The sequence below is a fragment of the Paenibacillus sp. J45TS6 genome, from assembly GCF_018403285.1.
Classification (GTDB): Bacteria; Bacillota; Bacilli; order Paenibacillales; family Paenibacillaceae; genus Paenibacillus.
The window spans coordinates 411019-434736 of record NZ_BOSJ01000003.1 but is presented as its reverse complement, the minus strand read 5'-3'; the positions used below and the strand labels follow the sequence as shown (position 1 = coordinate 434736).

The window sequence follows — 23718 nt, the reverse complement described above, 5'->3', positions numbered from 1 at the left end:
ATCTATTTTATATAATATGGAGGACGGCGAGTTTACGTTACGTAAATACGTCTATATTTGCTAGAATAGTTGATAGACATGATGTTTTTTATTTTTTATATGTATGTATCATATTAACTGCTTGCTGCCTTTTCATAGTAGAATTCTACAATGCAAAAAAAGCCGTCAAATTTGACGACTTCTTGCGGTATAAATTCTATGATAATTTTAACATCTGATCCGATGCTGTTTAGCGTGTGGGCCGGTTTAGATTCTCATATTCTGTGCTTGCCTGCAAAAATGCTCCCAGTCCCTTTTGATCATTCGTAATGATCGGTTCACTGATATAGTAAGCGTAAGTTCCATCTCGGCGGGAACTGCCGCCAAGTCCTGCAACCTGGCAATTTTTATTCAGGTTTACCCAGCCTTCTTTTGTCTCCAGAATAAATTCATCAATAAGACCAGCATATGCTTGATCTAATACGTCAAACCATTCCGAAGAAAGCAAGTTCAGACGAAGTCCTTTCGCTATCGCGTATACAATCATACTCGAAGCGGAAGCTTCCAAATAGTTGCCTTTACGTGAACCTTCATTTACTACTTGATACCATACTCCCGTATGTGGATCTTGCACCTTACGAAGAGCAGCTAGTGTATCATTTAAGATACGAATAAGCTCCCCTCGATCTTGATGATTTGCTGGCAAAAGTTCCAGGACATCAGCTAAAGCCATCACGTACCAACCAAGTGACCTTCCCCAAAAATTCGGTGACAAACCCGTTACCCCATCTGCCCACGGCTGTTCCCGTTTCTCGTCCCAAGCATGGAATAACAGTCCCGTCTGTTCGTCTTTGGTATGCCGTTCGCAAAGAATAAATTGCCGGGTTACATCTTCGATATCCCCATCTTGTTCAAAATTCAGCAAGTACTCTAAGTAAAAAGGTGCTCCCATATAAAGCCCATCCAGCCAGATCTGATGTGGGTATACTTGTTTATGCCAAAAAGCGCCTTCCGAAGTGCGCGGATGACTGCGAAGCTGATCGCGAAGAAGAGCAGCAGCCTGTTTATATTTTTCCTCACCTGTCTCACTGTATAGTACAAACAGAAGCTTACCATTGTTTATATGATCAATATTATATTCTTCCTGGCGATAGCCTCGGATCGTACCATCATCTTGTATAAAGTGGTCCATATTGTCCCGAATATACTGAAAATATTGAGCCTCGCCGGTAATCTTCCAAAGCTTCGCGAACCCTTTTAATATTACACCGTAATCATACGACCATTTACCATTATAACCTTCACCCTCATACAGCTTAGGTGTTCGTTCCATAATGGAAGCAGCCACCTTTGTTGCCCATTCATATTGAGATTGAATCAGAACCATAGTTTTCTTACCTCCTATTCGTCTAGTCTTTCATCATAGGCGATTCATATAGATCATATTATAGCGTTTACAATTGGTAATTGATACATAGTTTTCCGTCTTATTCCCATTTAAGCGCGCTTGATTAATGAGGATAAACATTTTCAAACTCTATACCGCAGGGGCCCCCATCCGGATTTATCTCTAGATCAATGGCAGAACCGTCTGCGCGATACAGAGGACGATAATGATTACTGATATGAGTGGCAGATGCACCCACATAGTGGCATATAAAAGCGCGGCGGAATTGATCTTTTGTTTTGTTCCGGTACGAACCGTGAATGAGATTTCCATTAAAAAATAATACATCTCCGCGATCCATAATTGCGGGTATGGCTGCTGTATCCTTTGGCGGTTTCACATAGTGCGTCGTAAAAGACTCTTTGGAGTCCGCCTCTTCCGGACATACGATGTCATGCTCGCTAGTTTGAGGGACTACAAGCAGTCCACCATTCTCAAGCGTAGCAGGATCAATGGCAGTCCAAGCCGCTATACAGTTGCCAGGCTCTACTTGCAAATAAAAATTATCTTGATGCAGTGCCTGACCTCGGGAGCCGGGTGGCTTATAATAAAACATACTTTGTGCCGCTAACGCTTCCTCACCATAAAGATCTTCAAGTACATCCAGTACCGGTTTATGCAGCATGTAGGATTTGGCCGTTTCATTGAAACGGTGCGGATGCATGACCCTTGGGTAACGTTTCAGTGGATCGCCAGAAGCAGCCTCCAAATCAGGTTCGAAATATCCTGGAATAGATGAATTACTAATCTCATCAAATGTATGATCAATCCGGCACAGATCTTCTTTACTAAACAGCCCTTTTACGATGATATATCCTTCCTTTTGAAACAGGTTCCACTGATCAGGGGATAGCGTTTTCAACCCTTTGTTCACGATTACTCATCTCCTTATTAAACATACCTCATCGGTTGACAACAGCTTACAGGAATCCATAATAGATAAGAAGTAGGATTCTTGCTGTAAACTGCATGGATTCTGCTACCGATCTCGAATTAGGAGGACAGTACATGGCTCCTCAATATCAAACTGCGAATTATACAGCTACGCGTTATGGCGATATTCTGAGCGGACATTTTAACGAAGACGACACATATAGTCACAGCCGCCCCAAGGGAATGGGAGACTGGCTCATGGTATACACACTCGAAGGTGAAGGTTATTTCATAACCCCCGAGGGGTGTAAACATATCCGTGCAGGAGAACTTGGGCTACTACGTGCCGACACTCCTCATGAGTATGGTACAGTGGAAGGCAGACGTTGGAACTTTATCTGGGTTCATTTTCATAAACTCATGGAAATAAGTTATTTGCCTCAAGAGGAGTTTCTTATCGTACCTATCCCGGATGGATATACACAAGAGCGAGTTACCGATGGATTGGAACATATCCTCTATCATGCAAGAGAGCGATCGGATTATTGGTATGCTTTATGTGAAAATACAATTCGGGAGATTATCCTGCTGCTCGCACAGCAATTACATAGAAAGCACGACCCGCGAATCATCCTTACTTTGCAAAACCTGTCTCACTCTATGAATAACGAGATACGAATTCAAGATTTAGCAGATGCGGCCGGCTTATCTTCTTCAAGACTATCCCATCTTTTTAAAGAAGAAATGGGTGAAAGTATTATTGAACATGTGAATCGAATGAGAATCAAGCAGGCTGCCATCTATATGGAACATATGGGGAGAACGGCAACCGAAGCAGCACATGATGTAGGATTTAATAACTATAATCATTTTGCCAATCTGTTTCGTAGAATGATAGGGGTAAGCCCAGCAAAGTTTAGAAAAGATAAAGGATGACTATTCGGAGATTGCCAAGGTGAGAGCAAAGCGTTTAGCAACTGGGTAAAGGAAGTTGGATGATTAAAAAACGGAAAGTGTGGTTTGTATATGAATACAGTTAGCCAAGAAATCCAGGATTTATCCATTAAATCCTTGGAGTCAACGATGAATAAACTTACTAATGCTTGTAAAACCATGACAGAAAAAGGTTCAAGCACAACTCTAGTCAAAAAGAGACTGAACGCAGTGAAAATTGGTTTAGAGAGCTTAAAAGGGACTTGGAATGGGGAGGATTTTAACTATAGCGAAGAAATCATATTGACTTCTATAGAAGTTCTGCAAGGTATCCTTCCATCTATCGAAAAACAAATAGCAAAAGCAACAGAAGGCAGTTCTCAAAAAACATTAAATGAACGTCGCTTAACTGCACTACTCCTTGCAATCGAATCTTTGGAGAACCGTCTTATGTAAACGGTTCTTACTTATTTTATCGTAAAATAAACAGTAGATTTAAAAAAGACAAAAACACCAGCATTATACCGGTGTTATCGTTTGTTTTCTCTAGTTCCGCTCGTTAGTCCACCTTTGCTCCATGAGAAAGTGTAAACAATACCGCCTGATCCGTGTCCATTCGCACGCCTGCAATGCTCAGCGTTTTGAAATCCACGCCTTGCATCGCAGCTCCTCTTAGATCAGCCCCCTGCATATTTGCTTTCGCTAATACGGCCATTGTTAAATCACTATTTCTTAAATCGGCTTTTTCCAGATTGGCACCTGACAAGTCAGCTTCATAAAACTTAACTCCTCGCAGATCCTGTTTATTAAGCCGGGAATGTCTTAGATTTGTATATGACCAATCCCCTTCGACGATCGTGATGCCATCAATATCGGCACCTGAAAAGTCGGAGCCCGTCATTTTACATTGTTCAAATTTCGAAACATAAAGATTAGCTCCTTTAAAGTTGCAATTCTCAAATGCACTTTCTTTATGAATGGAACCGTTCAGAGATGCTCCACGAAAATCACACTCCATAAATCGGCAGTTGCTGGATGTGATCTCTTCTAATGAACCGTTCATGAATGAACAACGATAAAATGTACAGCTGATGAGTTCTCCATACCGCAGATCTTGAGTACTAAAATTAACTTCTTCGTAATGTTGATTACTATGTTGAAACATGTGATGCCTCCTATGAATGGGTAGTAGTTATAGTATAACAAACGGCTGTCAAGCACCTGTATCACTCAGAGTAAATGTCAAGACTTTTATTTTCATTCATATTATAAAAAGAGGACAGAAAAGTTGACTCCTTCTACTCCCCCGCCTTACGGATCAGCTCTTGTATCCAGTTCATCTCACCTCTCACCTGAGCGATGGATAGTTGTAACACTTCATACCTGTACATATCACGAACATGTTTCTTTTGCCATTTTGTAAGATCTGCTTCGAGTAATTCCAAATCTTTTTTTCTCATATTCAAGATTCGAAGCTGGTTTTCTTTCGAAATTCGCTGAAAAAGAGATACCCGAATCAAAAACTCAATTTGATGCTTTGACTCTTTATCTGAAAAAGCATTTATTAAATCAGTAATCTTGCTTCGACCTGAATCCGTAATTTCATATACATATTGATTGGGTCTCCCATTTTGTTCATTAATCTTCTTCGTAACAAAACCTTGCTCTGTAAAACGCCGCAACGTCGGATATAGCATATTGTGATTGACATCCGTTAAGTATCCTAAATCATTCTGTATTTCTTTTTTGATCTCGTATCCATATTTCGGGGATTCTTCAATCTGCATTAATATAAGTAGTTCGATATACATAACGCTTCCCTTTCATTAATTACTGTTGTATCTGAATTATGCCTTGTTATCGAAACAACCGCTAGTCTTAATTCAATCAGAATTCGACATATTTTTAATAGGTACTAGACTTTAAGCCATGGGTCGTTGGGATGTATCACCAATTTACTCTCTTATGTTAAAATAACATATGTTAACTTAACATAACTTGCCAGTAAGGAACATAACATCGAATTCAAAAAACAGAGGAGGATACGACATGAAAAATGAAATCATCTCCTTAGAGGAAATCACTCAATTTCAATCACCTAGTGAAGAATTTAACCCATACGAATGGTATAGGAACAAACTAGAAAATGAACCGGTAAGCTTTAATGAAGCAACGAACACCTGGAATGTATATCGGTACAAAGATGTAAAAAAAGTGCTTAGTGATTATGAACATTTCTCCAGTGTTAGAACGCGTACAACCATTAGCGTTGGAGCAGATAACGATGAAGGAAAACATATGGGAAAAGTGAATCTAATGTCCGATCCTCCTGAACACAGAAAGAGCCGTTCTTTACTTTCTGCTGCTTTTACCCCGCGCAGCTTAAAATTATGGGAGCCGCGGATTCATGAAATTGTGAATGGGCTTCTCAGTGATATAGAAGAAAATGAAGTCATTGATATTGTTAAAGATTTTGCCAGCGCCCTTCCTACCATAGTGATTGCCGACCTGCTAGGTGTCCCTTCCAAAGACCGTGAGTTATTCCAAAACTGGGTATACGATTTATTCCTTCCCATTCCAAAAGAGAATGCAGAAAAGGTGAATGAATTAAAACGTGAAGCTGCCAAGGAATACTATAATTATCTCTTCCCTTATATTGTACAGAAACGATCAAATCTAGCGGACGACATCATATCTGATCTGATCCAGGCTGAAGTAGACGGGGAACGTCTAACGGATGACGAGATTGTAAGAATGACGATGTTTATTCTCGGTGCCGGCATCGAAACAACGAGTCATTTATTAGCAAACACATTTTACTCTTTTCTATATGACAATGATCAAATATACCAAGAGGTCCGATTAAACCGCGAACTGCTGCCTAACACGGTAGAAGAAATGCTCCGTTTCCGGTTTAACATTGCGAAAATGGACCGGACTGTCAAACAGGATAACGACTTGTTAGGCGTTCCCTTAAAGAAAGGTGATGTCGTCGTTGCTTGGATGAGCGCAGCGAACATGGATGAAGAAGTATTCAGCAACCCGTTTACTTTAGACATTCACCGTTCCAACAACAAACAGCATTTAACTTTCGGCAATGGACCTCATTTTTGCTTGGGTGCTCCTCTGGCACGGATGGAAGCGAATATAGGGATCGGGTTATTCATGGATAAATTTTCACGAATCGAACCCGTATCAGACTTTAAGCTTGAACAAAATTTAACGCCTGCAGCAACAGGGCAAACCTTAATCTCCCTGCCTGTTCGTGTGTATAAATAAATCTCTCTGATGAGTAACTCTCTCTATGTATAAGGTAGCCAATTTTTGAAGTTAACAGATCATTACTAAAAAACATCAAAAGCAACCTTAGTTCGTCACTCAACTAGACTAAGGTTGCTCTTTTTTCATGATAACTTTCGTTATGAATAGATGTATGTAGAACCTATCATTAACTCAAATGATCTCTTTCCTTTTACCTAAATAAATATATAAGATAATTCCTGTAATCATACACAAAGCTGCACATAAACCGATAAATCCATACCCGGCCTGGAGTCCGCGAAATAGTCCTAGGTGAGTGTCTGCTCCGAAAATACCTTTGGTTAATTCAGTCACTGCCCCGATCAGATAATTACCAATTACACTACCGACTCCCATAAGCGTTACCGTAAAAGTAATCGCCGTGTCACTCCCATTAGGATATCTCCTAGCAATAAAAGCCATCACTGTAGGATAAATCATAGCAATACCTATTCCAGCGGCGGCAAAGAAAAAGGCTAGTTCTTCCCCACCAAAAATGGCAATAAATGTACAAACAGCAGATGCACCCGAAAAAATAATTAAGGATATAGTAAAACCAATTTTGTCTGTTAACGGTCCAAGCAATAATCTGGCTAGCGCAAAACATAAGAAGAATGCGGACAGCATTCCCGAAGCTGAAACGGTATCCCAGTCGTAAGCTTTCTCTAAGAAGTTAACGAGCCAGCCTCCTACAGCCAATTCGGAAACAACACCAAAGGATAGGACAAGAACCATGAGCCATAAAACAGGATCTTTGATCAGTGTTTTAAGAGGAATACGATCCTCAATTGAAATATCATCGCCAGGAAAAGAACTGAGCAGCGCGAAAACAATGGGAATAATGGATAATAATAACATAACAAGATACATTCCACGCCAGTCCAGTGTGTGGCCGTTAATGGTAACCTGCATGAGACCTGTTGCAATAAGTGGCGCTACCGTCGAACTAAGACCATAAAAGCCGTGGGTTAAGTTCATCATCGTTCCCGTATTCTTAACAAAAATACGAGCCCCCAGAATTGCTAAGCCGATCTCCAGCATCCCGTTACCGATATACATTAAGAAATAAGAAGCTGAAAACATGGCATAATGCTGTGAGAAAAAAATGAATATACCCGAGAGAGCCATGGAAGCAAAAGATAAAACCGTCACCAGTTTAATTCCCCATATTCTTGTCAGGTAAGCAGTAAAAGAACAAGCAAGCAAATAACCTAACGCATTAAGCGATAATAAGGTGCCAAGCTGAGATTCATTTAACATAAAATCGAATTGAATTCGTGGAATCGCAGGTCCTTTAATATTTTCTGAAAAACCAAAAATGATAAAACCGATAAATATGGTAGCAAGCTGCATAGCATAAATTTTGTTGATTTTCCCTGTACTTTTTTTCACTGTTATGTACGTCTCCTTATCCCTATATATGAACATATCATTATACTATATCGAGAAAATGACTTTATAAATATAATATTTTAAATTCGGTATATAAGAATATGGAACTAGAATGATTGCAAAAGTTTAATTCACGCTCTAGGTGCAAGCGATCTGCATAAAAAGAAGGACGCTGCTTACTATTCAGCTTACAGCTAAATAGTTAACAACGTCCCTTTTACATTTTATTAGTTCAAACTTAGTAATTGATGCAAAATCACCGCTGCTTCTGCCCGGATAGCTGTAGCCTTAGGCAGGAATTTGCCACTTGGCATACCGCTGATGATCCCTGCTTGCTTCAAAGCTGCTACCGCTTCTTTTGCATAATCCGAAATTGCTGAATGATCTGCAAAAGTTGATTCTGGGTTATTCGTGTTCCCCGTGAATTCAGTCGCTTTTAATGCTCTAAGCGTCATAACTGCCATTTCTTCACGAGTGATTTTATCATGGACGCCAAAGGTTCCATTCTTCTTACCCTGAACGATTCCTGCTTGATATGCCGCTGTAATCGCTTCAGAATACCATTGCCCCTTCTCTACGTCACTGAAGTTCACTCCTGTATTCGCAGCTTCCAGGTTAAGTGTACTGATCAGCATTTGTACGAATTCAGCACGTGTTACTTCTTTTCGAGGTAAAAACGATTGATCCGTTGCACCTTGAACGATATTACGAGCTGCTAACGCAGAAATGCTCTCTTTCGCCCACTCCGTTTGATTCAAATCAGTGAAGTTCACATCTACATGTCCCATTGTGAATTTACTGAAGTCATTAACACGAAACTCTACCATAGAGGTAGCCGGGTTATAGTGTCCGTTGTTAATAATCTGGAAGCTGTCGTTGCCGTTTATGGAGTACACGACAACTTGTTCCTTTTTCTCGTTTTCTTTTGACGCATAAGGAATCGCAATTTGAATCTTTTGGTTTTTGCCTGCATTACTGATTTGCTTTCCGCCAATGGTTAATTGGAAGTCGAACACAGGGTTGTTTCCGACTTTGCTGCGAACTGCATCCGTTAATGAATTGTTATCCACTTTTTCGATGCTGAATTCTGCATCGGCCGTATCCGTCGAATCAGGAATTAAAATGCTAGGCACAACTAACTTAGCTAGACCCGCATTGATTTCTAATTCCTTGACACCTGATGCCTTAGCTGTCTTAATTTGGTCTACTGGCAGCTTCACATTCACCTTTGTTGTACCGCTTGGTAACGGAATATCAAACAAGATTCGGCCTGCTTTTACTTTCTTCAACGCTTCAGTGAAAGCTGCATTGCTCACTTTTGCGATAGCATGACCATTCACATCCTTGCTCACCTGTATTGAAGTTGACTCATTTGTATTTTGATTGGTGTTTGGTGACGGACTTGGAGACGGATTTGGTGTTGGTGTTGGATTTGGTGTTGGACTTGGAACAGTCTCTTTCTCCTTGAACTGAAGAACACCGAACCTCGATGTATTCGTATAAGATAAACCCGTAGGATCATTCCATATGAATACACTATCCCGAGAACCCCCGTCCTGATCGTCATTTACCTGTAGATCAAAACCGATTACCGTATTCGGATTCACTTTAATCATATCCAGTGATATTGCTGCTTCGACAACATACCCTCCTGGAACAATTTTTGTCTGCGAAGTGAAATTATCTTCCGATGCATGCCCTGCGGTCGTTCTCACATTTTTGAAATTAATACGATACTGACCATCATCATCTTGATATGCTGTTGTCTTTCCATTATTCTGATCCACAAAAATTTCAATGGAATCTTGTTCATGAGCACTTTCTTTAATAGCATCGCTTAATACGCTGTCTGTGACCATCGCATATACGTATAAGTTCTCATCATCCCACATCGTGCGGAAATCTGCTTTGGCTGCTCCACTGCCTGTCTGTTCAACTTTCACATCCGTTTTATACACAGGTGCACCCGCCCAAACTGCATCCAGTTCTCCATCAATGATAGGTGTACCTTTGATAGCGGTGCCGATTTTCGTAGCTTCAATATAAGTGAGTACCCCGTACCCTTGTGTATCGTGCTCCTGCGCATTCCGCGGGTCACTCCAAGATACGATCATGCCATTCCCGCCCTGTTCAGAGCCGTCATTAACACCAAGGTCAGTTACTCTTACATCGAATTTGACTTTATCTCCGAGCTTTCCTTCCAGTGGAATTGCCGTTGTTAGTACATATCCACCTTCTATTTCAGTTACTGATGAGTCACCACGTGTAAATGTCCGTTTATTGTTACCACCCTCATCCGTAAACAGTTCAATCTTATCTGTAGAGTCTTTCGTGTTATCTTTTACTGCCACTCGAACATATAAATGAAGCGCGTCCCACAACAATTTTACATCTGCTTCAAGTGTACCAAGACTTTCCGTTTTCATAGCCGGAATTGTACCCCAGGCAATATCTTGAGGATCCCCTGCTTTTGGTGTACCTTGCGCTGCGGTAGCCGCTTTTCCGGAGACAGGAAGTTTGGAAGGGATTGTTGTATTTACCGCTTCCACCATTCCCCAGTATGCATATTTGATTTGATGTTGTTTGTCAAATGGGAAAGGTGCATCCTGGCGATCGATCGGACGGTTATGGAGCCAGGTGTGATCATCTGCTATGCCCCAAAGTGTCACATTGCTAATCCATCCTTCAGGATTCTTATCTGTTCTTCCAAGATCATCTAGACGTATCAACTCTTTGAATAATTCTTTGTATCGGTACCCTTGCGATACGAGCAAGTTCTCAGGAATCGTATCATAGCTCGTAGTATTGTTGGTGTATACAGATACGTCAACCTCTGTTAATTGATTATCAAAACCTGCTTCACCGAATTTTCGAATCGAATCTGAGATTTGCTCAATGGAAGGACCGCTGATATTAATATGTGTTTGGTGACCGACTCCATCGATAGGTACACCTTCGTCTTTAAGTTTCATAACAAGATCAAACATAGCATCGCGTTTTTTCGGACTGTGTGTATTATAGTCATTGATATACAGCTTCGCAGTTGGAAGCTCTTCTCTAGCGACGATAAATGCAGTCTTAATAAAGTCTGTACCCGTTAACCGGTACCATTCACTTTTACGCATACCGTCCGGCTGTCCTTCGTCAATGACTTCATTAACTACATCAATATCATGAATGGTGACTCCCATTTCTTTGTAGTGGCGAAGCACATCTTGTATATATTTCGTTAGTCTTTTCAGTACGAGTTGTTTATTTTCTGGTGTTGCTTCTAGAGGTTTTTTATTCTCATCCTGAAACATCCACTCTGCAGCCTGTGAGTGCCACGCAAGGGTATGCAGCCGTAAATTCAGGTTATTGTCCATCGCATATTTTGCAATTTTATCCGCTGATGAAAAGTTCCAATTTCCTTCGGACGGACTCAGGGACTGCGGTTTCATTGAGTTCTCAGCTACAACCGAATTATAGTGGAAATCAAGAAGCTGCTGAATGTTTCCACTTAATTGAGGGGGTTCCACTGCTGCCCCAATATCGAAGTATTTCTCATAAACCGTTTTGAGTGCGTCAATGTCAGTCTGAATTGGCAACGGCTTTGGACCTGATGCAGGAGCACTTAATGATATCTGAAAATCATCTAGGTAAAACGATCTTGCCTCAGCAGGCTGTTCTGCTGATTCAACATAAACCTTAAGTACTTCAGGTGCCGGAGGTACAGTATATGTACCTTTCAACTGTATCCACTCTCCTGATGTAACAAGTACGGTTGAGGACACATTTGAAAAGCTGTTTTCGCCTGATTGAACTGATATTCGAAGTGTCGTAGGCTTCGAATCAGGTGCCATTTTCACCCATGCGGATAAGTCGTATTTATCGTTTGGATTCATCTTTTCTAGTACATCGAGAATGGGTCCATCATCTTGCTGAGAAATGGTAGTCAGCAAGCTTTTTGAACCGCCTGAAGTATGATTAGCTTGATCAGTGACACTTATCTGACCATCTCCAAAGCGACGAATCCATTTACCTTGGCCGTCTTCAAAATCGAATATATTACCTGATTGATCAATTTCCCCATCACCCGGTAATGTTGGCTCAGAGTCTTCTGGCAGTTTGACAAGTTTAGCAGAGAACGTATCGATGTAATAATCAACCGTTGCATTGTCGGTAGATTGTACATACACTTGATATCCGCTCGCACGCTTATCAACTTGAAGCTGTCCTTCTAGATGTACCCAGTCGGCTTCTGTTACGGTATTTGAGTCAATTTTGACGTAAGTAGCCGGATTCTCTTTACCATCTATTTTTGGTAAATCAGATTGGTTCAGTGTCAATTCAATGGTAGCTGAACCTGCTTCTTTTAATTTGGCATAGATTGAGAACTCATAGGTAGCACCCTTTACCAGTTTTTCTGTTACATTCATCCCTGGTCCATTCCATGTCGCCGTACGCCCCGTTGTCAGCAAACTTCCGTTGCCGCTCTGCGCATCATACGTACTTTGTGTAACCGTTTCAGAACCACGCTTGAACCACTGATCAACTCCTGTTTCAAAATCACTGCTTACAACCGTATCACCGACTGAAGCAGCATCTGCTTTGGGAAGCCATAAACCTTGTGGTGCCATGATGGTTATGCACATGATGAAAGCTAATACACTTGATATTTTACTCCTCATTACGTTCCCTCCCTTATGATTACACCACAAAGCAAACGCTTTCAAATCACTTTGTGACGCTTCCTGATCTATTATGACGGGTATCCTGGTTGACGAAAACCTGACAAACTATAGATATTACTGTAAAAATCAAAGATGTTTCTGGAATACATAATGAAAAATAAAAGTTTCACAGCCCTTTTTACATCAACCCAAAATGGGTAAAAAAAGTTATAATTCAGTTGCATGGAAAAACATGGATATGAAGCGAGCTTGTCTTATTTCAAAACATCTTTTACAAATGTTCTCTAGGAGGAAAAGAAAAAGTGATCGAACAACCGAAATCAGAAAGTTTTATTTCTCTCGTAAAGAAAGGAAATGCTTCGTCCGCCATCGCTATGGCGGGTAATGCGGTGCTTGCTTTATGCAAAGGAGGAGCATTTATATTCAGTGGCAGCGGAGCCATGTTTGCCTCAGCCATGCATTCGCTCGCAGACGCCATTAATCAGGGATTTGTCTTTGTCGGCAGTGTATTGTCTGAGAAAAAGCCCACCGATCGCTTCCCTACTGGATTTGGACGTGTAATCAACATTTTCTGTATGATTGCTGTCATCGTCGTAACGATTATGGCCTATGAGACCATTCATGAAGGAATTCATTTATTGCAGCATCCTGCCGGCCATTCAGGTGGTCTATGGATTAATATTGGTGTATTGGTGCTGAATATTCTCATTGATGGTGCCATTTTGTTTAAAGCGATGAAAGAGATTCTCAAGGAATCGCGCGCTCCTGAGGCGAAAGGATTTGCTCTTGTTCCCGCTGCCATCAAAAATGTAGGGCGAGCTGCCCCGCCAACAAGACTTGTATTCTATGAAGATGTGGTTGCAGTATTAGGTGCACTTTTTGCTTTGATCTCTGTCGTTGTCATTGTACTCACTAACTTTGCACTCTTAGATGGAATCGTAACCACACTCATTGGGTGTTTGATGATTGCCGTTGCTTTCCGAGTCGGTTATGACAACATGATTGGTCTGATCGGGGTTGCTGCCCCTCAAGATATCGAAGACAAGGTGTCTCAGACGATTTTTGCAGATACGCATGTGGCGGATATCCAAATGATGCGCATTATTCAGGAAGGACGTTATTACCATGTGGAAGGTTTAATTGAACTTCATAAAGGACTGACGCTTGCGGATGCTGATGATGTCAAGTTCCGGATCCAGGAGAAACTCATGCAAAATCCAGACATCGCTGATGCAGTCATTTCTATTATTGAAGATGATGGAATTACGAGTTGGATTAAAAAGGATTCTGAAATCGTAAAATAAAATGATGTATAAGAAAAGAGTCATGCTTACGAAAAGTATGGCTCTTTTTACGTTTTCTCCCGCTATGATGCGCTCATAACCTACAAGCACAACAGTTAGCGTATCTCCGTCTCGTTCCTGCATTAAGCCAAAATATGTTGTCGCAAGAAAACGAAAAATGCGAAATTTCTGTCTTGATTCCTGCAAATGAATATTCTCTGTGTAATTCATAAACTGTTCAAACTATGATTTATACTCTCATTTTATCTATTACCACATCAGCTTCGTTTAGAGATTGCTCAGAAATTAGATATTCATTTCTATGATTTAACTCACTTTAGCATCAAAAAATCCTTATAAATCTCATACCCATCTCCATTTAGAATGGAATAGTAACAGCCTTTTTTATTATAATCAGCCAAAAAATTAAAGCTGAAAAGCTACACCGATTTTCACTATTTCATCTCATTTTTTCTTGTTTCTCTTATTTGTAGAGTACATACTCACTGCTCAAAAGCAGAAAATAGCCCATTTTTTGTAGCAATTTATCTACACAATTTCCGGATCATAATGCCATCTTCCCTTCAATTGACGGAAAAAAAAACTTGCACTAAGATACAAGTGAAAGTATTCACAAACATTTGTGTCTGACTTAAGAAAATGAATACAGAGATCTATGATAACATGTGAATCCTTTCACTATACAAATATTGGATTAAGATAATAAGGGGTGTGTCCTAATGTCAAAAGTTATTACTGCAATGGAAGCTGCAAAGCTGATTAATGATGGCGATACAGTGGCAGCAAGTGGTTTTGGATTGTCCTGCTGGGCTGAAGAAATGGGTATTGCGATCGAAAAACGATTTCTTGAAACAGGTCATCCAAAAAATTTGACCATAATTCATGCAAGTGCAGTCGGTGATCGCCGTGACAAAGGAATGAGTCATCTAGGTCATGAAGGCTTGATCAAACGATGGATTGGCGGCATTGCTATTGCTTCACCTGCTATGGCAAAACTGATTGAAGAAGATAAATGTGAAGCTTACAACCTGCCACAAGGCGTTATTACTCAGCTCTATCGTGAAATTGCAGCAAAACGTCCTGGTGTTATTACAAAAGTAGGACTTGGCACATTTGTTGATCCACGAATCGAAGGTGCCAAAATGTCTCCCTCAACAAAAGAAGATATCGTAAAAGTAATCGAACTTGAAGGCGAAGAGTGGTTATTCTATAAATCCTTCCCTATTCAAGTTGCTCTCATTCGAGGCACAGTAGCAGATGAAAACGGAAATCTAACCCTTGAAAAAGAAGGACTCCATATGGAAGTACTTCCGATTGCTCAAGCGGTACGTAACTCGGGCGGTATTGTTATTGCTCAGGTTGAATCGGTTGCGAAGGCTGGCTCACTAAGTCCAAAAGATGTTGTGGTTCCTGGTATTCTAGTTGACCACATCGTTGTTGCTAGTCCTGAAAATCACTTCCAAACGGAAAACACGCAGTACAACCCAGCATTCTCAGGTCATATCAAAGTACCAACGGAAAGCATTGAAGCACTTCCGCTTGATGAGCGTAAAGTGATTGCTCGCCGCTCTGCTGCTGAGTTAAAACCTAACACTATTCTTAATCTTGGTGTCGGCATTCCTGTCAATGTATCTATCGTTTCTGCGGAAGAAGGAGTAAGTGATCAGCTGATTCTTACAACCGAAGCAGGATCAATCGGCGGTGTACCAGCAGGCCTGAAAGATTTTGGACATGCATATAACAGTGAAGCCATTGTCGATCATCATGCACAATTTGATTTTTATGATGGCGGCGGAATTGACCTCTCCGTACTTGGTCTGGCTCAAACCGATGGAGACGGCAATGTGAACGTAAGTAAATTCGGAACTCGTGTTGCTGGATGCGGCGGTTTCATTAATATATCTCAGTCCGCTAAAAAATTAGTCTTTGCAGGAACGTTTACTGCTGGAGGATTAGACGTCCGTGTTGAAGATGGAAAACTGAACATTATTAAAGAAGGTAAATCCAAAAAATTTGTTAAACAAGTTCAGCAAATCACATTCAGCGGTGCTTATGCGACAAAAACGAACCAACCTGTTATCTATGTAACGGAACGTGCTGTGTTTGAACTATTAAACGGAAAATTGACCCTGACCGAAATTGCACCAGGTGTTGATCTTCAAAAACATATTCTAGATCAAATGGAATTTGAACCTGTTATCTCCCCTGATCTGAAACAAATGGATCCTGGTATCTTCCAAGAGCAATGGGGAGAATTAAAAAACATTCTTTTTAAACAATCGAAGAATTAATAATTTCTAGAAAGGGACAAAATCATGCAAACAAAACTGAATCGATGGACGATTTTGTGGGCTTCTACTCTCATTAATTTATGTGTAGGTGCGGTGTACGCCTTCAGTATATTTGCTTTACCATTATCCGAAAAATTTAATGCTTCGATGGGAGATATTATGATGGCATTTACCATCAATGCTGCCATTTCTCCTGTCCCAATGATTCTCGGCGGTAAATTAGTGGATAAAGGCGGAGCGAAGAAAGCCATTTTTATCGGTGGTACGATGTTTGGTCTTGGGTTCCTACTATCCGGACTAGCAACCGCTCCATGGATGCTTTATATCACATATGGTTTAATCGCCGGTATAGGTCAAGGTATTGTATATGCTTCAACGATTGGTAACAATGCGAAACTTTTCCCAGATAAACGCGGACTTGCAGCTGGTATCGTAACGGCTGGTTACGGTGGCGGTACAGTGATTATTTCTCCTATCGCGAATGCTCTAATTAGCAGCAGCGGTGTTAATATGGCAATGGTTACTCTGGGTATTGCCTTCCTGGTTATTATTCTAGGCTGCGGCTTCTTAGTTAAGCCAGCACCAGCAGGATACATTCCGGAAGGTTGGATTCCTCCAGTCACTTCAAGCGCAAAAAACAGCGTGAACCTCAACTGGAAGGAAATGATCAAAACTCCATTATTCTATGTCATTGCATCTATGTTCTTGATTGGTGCATTGTCCGGAATGATGGTAACCTCCAATGCTTCTGTAATTGGTCAAACGATGTTCGGTTTAACTCCGGCAGTAGCTGCACTTTATGTTAGTTTGTACAGTCTAAGCAATTGCTTGGGCCGTGTATTCTGGGGTGCTGTTTCCGATAAAATCGGTAGATTTAAATGCCTTATGATGATCTATCTCGTAATTTCAATCATGATGTTTATTATTGCACAGTCTTCTACAGTTACTGGCTTTGTCATTGCTATTGTGGGTATCGGACTTTGCTTTGGTGGAACCATGGGTATCTTCCCTTCCATTGTAGGCGAAAAGTTCGGTATGAAATATTATGGTGTGAACTACGGAGTTGTCTTCATCGGATACTCTGGAGCTGCATTCTTTGGACCAAGAATTGCTTCTAGTGTAGCTGCAGCGAATGATGGAAATTTCACTAACGCATTTTACATCGCACTCGTTATTTCTCTAGTTGGTCTACTGTTAACATTCGTCTATAACGCAATGGATAAAAAGAATAAACAAAATTCAACATCCAAACAGATGTCAATGGAAGCAGCAGAATAACAAATAAATAATAAAAAAAAGAATCAAAAAAACTTCATTATATTTAGGAGGAATTACACATGTCTATTACTAAACTTCTAGGAATTAAATACCCAATCTTCCAAGGTGCTATGGCACAAATTGCACTTGCTCCTCTTGCAGGTGCTGTATCTAATGCAGGCGGGCTAGGTATTATCGGTTCTGGCGGATTATCCGCTGATCGTCTTCGTGAAGAAATTCGTAAAACTCGTGAAATTACAGATAAACCGTTTGCCGTGAACCTAATGCTCATGATGCACAACATCCCAGAACTTATTCAAGTCGTTATTGAAGAAGGTGTTAAAATTGTAACGACTGGTGCGGGAACTCCGGCTCCATACATGCAAACATTTAAAGAAAACAATATTATTGTTATTCCTGTAGTCCCTTCCGTAAAAATCGCAAAGAAAATGGAAGCTTTAGGAGTTGACGCTGTCGTTGCTGAGGGAACAGAAGCTGGCGGACATGTTGGCGAAACGACTACAATGGCTCTTCTTCCTCAAGTTGTGAGCGCTGTGTCTATCCCTGTAATCGGTGCTGGCGGTATTGCTGACGGCCGCGGTGTTGCAGCTGCCTTTGCTTTAGGTGCTCAAGGTGTACAAGTAGGTACTCGTTTCTTAACAACTGTTGAATGCCCAACTCACGAGAACTTTAAAAAAGCAGTACTTGAAGCTACAGATACAAGCACAACAGTAACAGGCCGTAGTATCGGCGGACCAGTTCGTAGTATTAAGAATAGTATGATTGCGAAATACCTGGAACTTGAAGATGCAAAAGCAAGCCGAGATGAATTAGAAAAATTATCTCTTGGCTCCCTGCGTAGAGCTGTTTTCGAAGGAGACACAGATAATGGTTCTGTCATGGCTGGTCAGATTTGCGGATTGTGCAACGAAATCACAACGGTAGAGGAAATGATTACTTCCATGTTTGCAGAAGCTGAACAAGTATTTGAAAAACTTGGAAAAATTAAATTCCATGAGGTACGCGAGTTAACATTTGCTTAATATCACACTTTAGCCTGGATATTCATCCTGAATGTCCAGGCTTTTCTATGATATGTTCCTTTTCATATCGTTTGTTTAGAATGGTTTAAACTCCCCTATAATAGAGATGTACTTCTTATTAATGAAATAAACTTGGTTTGCTGATAAAGGAATGACACTTATGACAAACACAGAGATTTCAGGAAAATCGCATGAGCAGAATGATCTTCCTTCTACCCTCTTCGTAACAGATCGTTTAGGGAATATTTTAATTTCTAATGAATTTACAGCAATTACACTTGGAATACCACTTGAAGAGATTTTAAGATCTAACGTCATGGATCTTGTGAGTGCGGGATACTACGATTATTCGATTACGATGGAAGCGATTAGAACAAAAAAAAGGGTTACGAAAAAAATCAATACCAACCGAGGGTTTAGTATTCTATCTACTTCCATTCCGATCCTTGAGCCAGATGGAGAAATTCAGCTTGTAGTAACGACATCTAATGAATGTCCTATTGAAGAAAGTAAACTAGAAGCTGAGAAAATTGAAGCTTCTATTATTAATGAGTTGGATAATTCCATATCTCCACCTGATATTGTGGCTGAAAGTATTGCAATGAAACAGATTATTAAAGTATGTGACCAAATCGCTCCTTACGATAGTAAAATTCTAATCACAGGGGAATCGGGAACAGGTAAAGAAGTGATTGCTAATTATATACACCAAAAAAGCAATCGTTCTAATGGTCCTTTTGTCACTTTAAACTGTGCTGCCATTCCGAGTTCCTTATTTGAATATGAAATGTTCGGCTATGAAGATGGTGTCTATGACAGTAAGTCAAAAGGAAAAATAGGACTTATTGAAACAGCTCACCAAGGGATCCTATTTCTTGATGAGCTGTCAGAGATGCCTCTAGATATGCAGACAAAATTACTTCGGGTCATTGAGACGAATGAACTTCGAAGAGTCGGAGGAATTGAAAATATTAAGGTTGATTGTCGTTTCATTGCCGCTACGAACTGTGACCTTTGGAAACTCGTAAAGCAGGGAAAATTTAGACAAGATCTCTTTTACCGAATTAACGTCATCCCTATTCATATTCCTCCTCTTCGTGATCGTAAATTAGATATCGTGGGTCTCGTCTCTAGGTTTATAGATGAATTCAATCAAAAATACAACAAACATTTTTCATTAAGTGCAGATGAATTTCAGCACATGTTATCGCTTAGTTGGCCGGGAAATGTGCGGGAATTACGTAATTACGTTGAACGATTAATCGTTATCAATAATCTGCCTTTTAAAAACATGAATGAAATCGTTACAGACTGGTTTGCACTCGATCATTTCATTAACAACAATCAGTCCCATTTTCATTCACTAAAAGATTTCACAACGATCACAGAAGGACGATATATTGAAAAGGTACTTGATTCCTGCCAGGGTAACATAAGTGAAGCTGCTCAGAAATTAGGTATTCATCGTTCTGTTATCTATCGAAAGCTCAAAAAAATGGAAGAGAATCTAGAAAACGAACATTGATAACGAAAAGAGATCTGGATAAAAGTATGCAAGTATCTAGATCTCCTTTTTCATATTTAGTTCCCTTCCATTGCTTTTCGTAGATCATAGGGATGAATATCCATATCAAGTGGCATCCCGAGTGATAATTTAGCTAACTGACTTCCAATGTAAGGCCCCATCGTAAGACCCGATGAACCAAGTCCATTCGCGGCTAACAGCCCCTCCCACTCTGGAACCGTACCGAACACTGGCAAAAATCCCGGAGTAAACGGACGAAAACCAACTCTAACCTCTTGAAGTGTGCTATTCGCTAAACCTGGTGCCACTTCCATCCCTTTTGTAAGAACTTCATGCATCCCGCCTGCGGTAACCCTTGTATCATAACCTTCAATGTCATTTTCGTGTGTTGCTCCAATAACCATCTTTTGATTATCAAAAGAAAGCAAATATTGATCCGAAGGCGGCATGATTACAGGCGACTCATTTGTATTCTCACCATCTGGAACTTGCAGATGCATAATTTGTGCTTTTTGATAACTAACTTGAAAAGAAATACCTAGAGGTGCTAGCAGAGATGCAGCCCAAGCACCTGCACAGACGATCACTTGATCAGCTGAAATGCTCTCGGTTCCAACGGTGACCCCAGTTACTCGGTTTGAATGATACTTAAGTACTGCATCACCATGAATGAAAACCGCCCCTTTTCGCTCTGCCGAGCGGATCAGTGCATCACGCAGCGCACGGCCGTCAACACGTGCCGCACCGCTAATATGTACAGCATGGTAATCTTCTTTTAATAGAGGAAACCGTTCACGGGTTTCTTTCTCATTAAGTCTTGTAATTTCGCCGATCTCCGGCGCATCTGGTTTGCGTTTATGTGCTCTTTCCTCTATTTTCGCAATTTTTTCTACATCTGTATGGATACTAAGTGCACCCACTTTCGCATATCCAGTATCTGTTTCCCCTTCAGCTTCAAGCTCTTGAATTAGATTAGGATAAAAACTCGCGCCTGCTTTGGCAAGCTGGTACCAATCTTGATTACGCCTTTGTGATAACCAAGGACATATAATACCTGCAGCAGCATCGGTGGCTTGCCCTTTATCACCGCGGTCTATAATAATGACCTCTGCCCCTTTTTTTGCCAATTGGTAAGCTGTTGATGCTCCTAGAATTCCTGAACCTATGACGATGACTTTCTTCTTCATGTATTACATTCCTTTCCTTACAACCTGTATCCATGATAACAAACCCGCACTTCAAAAAGAAGGCAGGTTTGTTAAAGTGAAATATATCTTATATCTTATAGAACTATAATTCCTATTCTTATGGAACCTAACGATCAACATCAATAAATCGATTAAAAGATACCGGCTTTAACCGAAGTTTGTTTAATTCCATTTGTACCATGAACCACGGTGTTCCCCCAGCTCGTAAGACTTCCATTTGGACCTGTTGCTAGATCTAAGTAATTAAAATCGGCACTGTTTCCATGCCAAGACCATGCCAGCCAGCCGATTCCTTTCTCTTGACCATACTTCATAATTGCGGTTTCATCCACATCTGCACCTTGATGATATCCACCAAATTCACCAATGATCAGTGGTAGACCTTTGTTTATCACATTCTCCATATTTGACTTCACGGTCGCTGCATCTTTCCCAGCAAATTCATACATATGAATGGAGAACACTGTGTTTTTCTGAGAGTCCGCTGCAAATACGCTTTGTCCATAATCGACTATCGATTGCGGGTACTGACCCCATCCTGCAGCATCCACAATTAATGTGTTTTTGATACCCGCATTACGAAGCTTTGGAATCGCCTGCTTGTATCCATCAGCCCATCCACTGCCGTTCCAGCTTCCATACCATTCATTTGCAATGTTAATCATGACTCTGTCTTCTTTTCCGATGAAAGCATCCTTGATGCTAATCCAGTAGTTCACAGCCTGGTCCAGTGATGTATAATCATCTTTTCCTGTCGCATCATGTACTTCAAGAATAGCAACCATTTTATGCTGCGATACTAAAGAAATGATATTTTTCACGCTATTGATATCATCTTTCGTATACTGACTACCATTCGATAGTACGATACGTACGGTATTTGCTCCTGTATTTGCAATTGCTGGAATTGCCGCATTTAGATCAGACTTAAACCATGAATGTGCATAGTTAACCCCTCTCATGACAAAAGGTTTCCCCGTAGAGTCATAGATTTTGGTTCCGCTTACATAAAATCCTGTTGCAGCTTCTGCTTTTGGGATTCCTCCAAAGGCAAATACAGTAAGAACAGCCAACATCGAGATCAAACTTTTTTTCATTCGAAGCATATAACTACCTCCCATTTTTTATTATTTTAATTCTCATCTTATAGATGGAAGTAAAATCAAGATAAGTGAAAACAGAACTTTAATTAACTTATTCAACGAGGAATAAATAATGCATAGAATTAACCTTATCGATTAAGTTATCTTGAATTTTACAGAGGAAAACGCTTACAGTAAATGGTCTGTATTGCTTATTTTTGCTCTTTATTTGTATAAGATATCTCTTTCGATCATCCTACAAAAATGATTCCAAAGTCCGTGAATATGAGGGTTCTTGAACCTGCCAAATCAAATAAAAAAGATGACCCCAGATCAACTAGGAGCCATCTACGATTACATTTACAAATTAGGTAAGGATAAAAATGTACTTACTTGAAAACCGGTGCCGTTGTGCTGGTCATCTGCAAACCATAAGTACCATGTACAACGGTCGTTCCCCATTTGGTCAGACTATTTCCGGACCAATCTTTAGACAAATCCAGATACGCCCATTCTTCGCCATTCCCTTTCCAAGACCAAGCAATCCAGCCAATTTGCTTTTTCTCAGAATACTTCATAATGGTTACCTCATCCACATCACCATCTGTGTGTTTATTACCAAATTCACCTACTATTACCGCAAGCCCTTGATTCATAACTCCATCAATATTAGATTTCACCTGCTCCGCCGTTCCTCCAGCGTATTCGTACATATGAATCGAGAACAACGTATTTTTATTTGGGTCGCTTTGAAATACTTCTTTCCCTTTATCAACGATTGACTGCGGATATTGCCCCCATCCTGCCGAGTCTATAATCAAGGTGTGATTCATTCCTGCTTCTCTCAGTTTAGGAATCGCCTTCTTATAGCCTTCAGCCCATCCAGTGCTGTCCCAAGTGCCATACCATTCATTTGCAATGTTAATGAGTACCCGGTCTTCTTTTCCAGCAAGAACATCTTTCAGTTCAATCCAATAGTTTACCGCACTATCTAGCGCACTATATTCGTCACTCCCTGTTGCATCATGCACTTCAAGGATCGCGATCAGTTTGTTTTGTTCAGCTAAATCAAGCAGATGTTTTACTGCAGCTGCATCATCTTTTGTATATTTTGTTCCATCTGACAGGACAATACGTACGGTATTTGCCCCTGTTTTCGCAATTGCTTTCATTGCCTCTGCTGAATCTTCCTTATACCAAGAGTGAGCATGAGTAACACCGCGAATCTTGAATGGTTTACCCGTAGAGTCATAGAGGGTGGTACCGCTTACATAAAAACCAGTTGCAGCTTCCGCTTTCGGTAGTGCCGACGAAAATGCGCCAAATATAAATAATACGGCGAGTGTTGAAATAAAACACCTTTTAAAATTACGCATAATTACCTCCACTTAGTTGAGATATTTAACTTAAT

General features: G+C 40.5%; 17 protein-coding genes. 8 read left to right on the top strand and 9 right to left on the bottom strand.

Going from position 1 to position 23718, the window contains the following annotated elements; translation table 11 throughout:
- Positions 1 to 229 precede the first annotated feature (229 nt).
- Positions 230 to 1366 (bottom strand): glycoside hydrolase family 88/105 protein, encoded by a 1137-nt coding sequence (locus KJS58_RS07050; protein WP_213531723.1) that lies wholly within the window; start codon positions 1364 to 1366, stop codon positions 230 to 232.
- Between the two features lie 124 nt (positions 1367 to 1490).
- Positions 1491 to 2300 (bottom strand): phytanoyl-CoA dioxygenase family protein, encoded by an 810-nt coding sequence (locus tag KJS58_RS07045; protein ID WP_213531722.1) that lies wholly within the window; start codon positions 2298 to 2300, stop codon positions 1491 to 1493.
- Positions 2301 to 2434: 134 nt separating this feature from the next.
- On the opposite strand from KJS58_RS07045, the gene KJS58_RS07040 reads away from it, so the two are divergent.
- Together KJS58_RS07040 and KJS58_RS07035 are read left to right on the top strand one after the other, a co-directional pair.
- Entirely contained in the window at positions 2435 to 3235 is an 801-nt protein-coding gene (locus tag KJS58_RS07040; protein ID WP_213531721.1) for a helix-turn-helix domain-containing protein, read from the top strand.
- Positions 3236 to 3325: 90 nt separating this feature from the next.
- Entirely contained in the window at positions 3326 to 3688 is a 363-nt protein-coding gene (locus KJS58_RS07035) for a hypothetical protein (RefSeq protein WP_213531720.1), read from the top strand.
- A gap of 103 nt (positions 3689 to 3791) precedes the next feature.
- On the opposite strand, the gene KJS58_RS07030 is transcribed toward KJS58_RS07035, so the two are convergent.
- Together KJS58_RS07030 and KJS58_RS07025 are read right to left on the bottom strand one after the other, a co-directional pair.
- Positions 3792 to 4397 carry a pentapeptide repeat-containing protein gene (locus KJS58_RS07030; protein WP_213531719.1) on the bottom strand — a complete coding sequence of 202 codons (606 nt, stop codon included), beginning with the start codon at positions 4395 to 4397 and terminating at the stop codon, positions 3792 to 3794.
- A 133-nt stretch (positions 4398 to 4530) separates the two neighbouring features.
- Positions 4531 to 5043: a PadR family transcriptional regulator gene (locus KJS58_RS07025; protein ID WP_213531717.1), complete on the bottom strand. Its 513-nt coding sequence runs from the start codon at positions 5041 to 5043 to the stop codon at positions 4531 to 4533.
- Between the two features lie 238 nt (positions 5044 to 5281).
- Here KJS58_RS07025 and KJS58_RS07020 point away from each other — a divergent pair, with 238 nt between their 5' ends.
- Positions 5282 to 6511: a cytochrome P450 gene (locus tag KJS58_RS07020; protein WP_213531716.1), complete on the top strand. Its 1230-nt coding sequence runs from the start codon at positions 5282 to 5284 to the stop codon at positions 6509 to 6511.
- A gap of 174 nt (positions 6512 to 6685) precedes the next feature.
- Here the strand turns inward: KJS58_RS07020 and KJS58_RS07015 are convergent, their stop codons facing one another.
- Together KJS58_RS07015 and KJS58_RS07010 are read right to left on the bottom strand one after the other, a co-directional pair.
- The gene (locus tag KJS58_RS07015; RefSeq protein WP_249716995.1) at positions 6686 to 7885 is read right to left on the bottom strand and encodes an MFS transporter; all 1200 of its coding nucleotides are present in this window, start codon (positions 7883 to 7885) and stop codon (positions 6686 to 6688) included.
- A 266-nt stretch (positions 7886 to 8151) separates the two neighbouring features.
- Complete coding sequence (locus tag KJS58_RS07010; RefSeq protein WP_213531714.1) at positions 8152 to 12594, bottom strand: endo-1,4-beta-xylanase; 4443 nt, start codon at positions 12592 to 12594, stop codon at positions 8152 to 8154.
- 305 nt (positions 12595 to 12899) lie between these two features.
- On the opposite strand from KJS58_RS07010, the gene KJS58_RS07005 reads away from it, so the two are divergent.
- The 5 genes from KJS58_RS07005 to KJS58_RS06985 all read left to right on the top strand — a co-directional run bounded on the left by KJS58_RS07005 (position 12900) and on the right by KJS58_RS06985 (position 20017).
- Positions 12900 to 13901, top strand: coding sequence for a cation diffusion facilitator family transporter (locus KJS58_RS07005; RefSeq protein WP_213531713.1), 1002 nt, complete (start codon positions 12900 to 12902; stop codon positions 13899 to 13901).
- 719 nt (positions 13902 to 14620) lie between these two features.
- The gene (locus KJS58_RS07000) at positions 14621 to 16192 is read left to right on the top strand and encodes an acyl CoA:acetate/3-ketoacid CoA transferase (protein ID WP_213531711.1); all 1572 of its coding nucleotides are present in this window, start codon (positions 14621 to 14623) and stop codon (positions 16190 to 16192) included.
- A 24-nt stretch (positions 16193 to 16216) separates the two neighbouring features.
- Positions 16217 to 17470 carry an L-lactate MFS transporter gene (locus KJS58_RS06995; RefSeq protein ID WP_213531709.1) on the top strand — a complete coding sequence of 418 codons (1254 nt, stop codon included), beginning with the start codon at positions 16217 to 16219 and terminating at the stop codon, positions 17468 to 17470.
- A 59-nt stretch (positions 17471 to 17529) separates the two neighbouring features.
- On the top strand, positions 17530 to 18492 hold the full coding sequence (locus KJS58_RS06990) for a DUF561 domain-containing protein (protein ID WP_213531707.1): 963 nt from the start codon (positions 17530 to 17532) through the stop codon (positions 18490 to 18492).
- Between the two features lie 151 nt (positions 18493 to 18643).
- Positions 18644 to 20017, top strand: a complete 1374-nt coding sequence (locus tag KJS58_RS06985) for a sigma-54 interaction domain-containing protein (protein WP_374705791.1) — start codon at positions 18644 to 18646, stop codon at positions 20015 to 20017.
- A 56-nt stretch (positions 20018 to 20073) separates the two neighbouring features.
- On the opposite strand, the gene KJS58_RS06980 is transcribed toward KJS58_RS06985, so the two are convergent.
- The 3 genes from KJS58_RS06980 to KJS58_RS06970 form a co-directional block, all read right to left on the bottom strand.
- On the bottom strand, positions 20074 to 21204 hold the full coding sequence (locus KJS58_RS06980) for an NAD(P)/FAD-dependent oxidoreductase (RefSeq protein WP_213531703.1): 1131 nt from the start codon (positions 21202 to 21204) through the stop codon (positions 20074 to 20076).
- A gap of 152 nt (positions 21205 to 21356) precedes the next feature.
- Positions 21357 to 22322, bottom strand: a complete 966-nt coding sequence (locus tag KJS58_RS06975; protein WP_374705792.1) for a glycoside hydrolase family 5 protein — start codon at positions 22320 to 22322, stop codon at positions 21357 to 21359.
- Positions 22323 to 22696: 374 nt separating this feature from the next.
- The gene (locus tag KJS58_RS06970) at positions 22697 to 23683 is read right to left on the bottom strand and encodes a glycoside hydrolase family 5 protein (RefSeq protein ID WP_213531700.1); all 987 of its coding nucleotides are present in this window, start codon (positions 23681 to 23683) and stop codon (positions 22697 to 22699) included.
- Between the last annotated feature and the right edge of the window lie 35 nt (positions 23684 to 23718).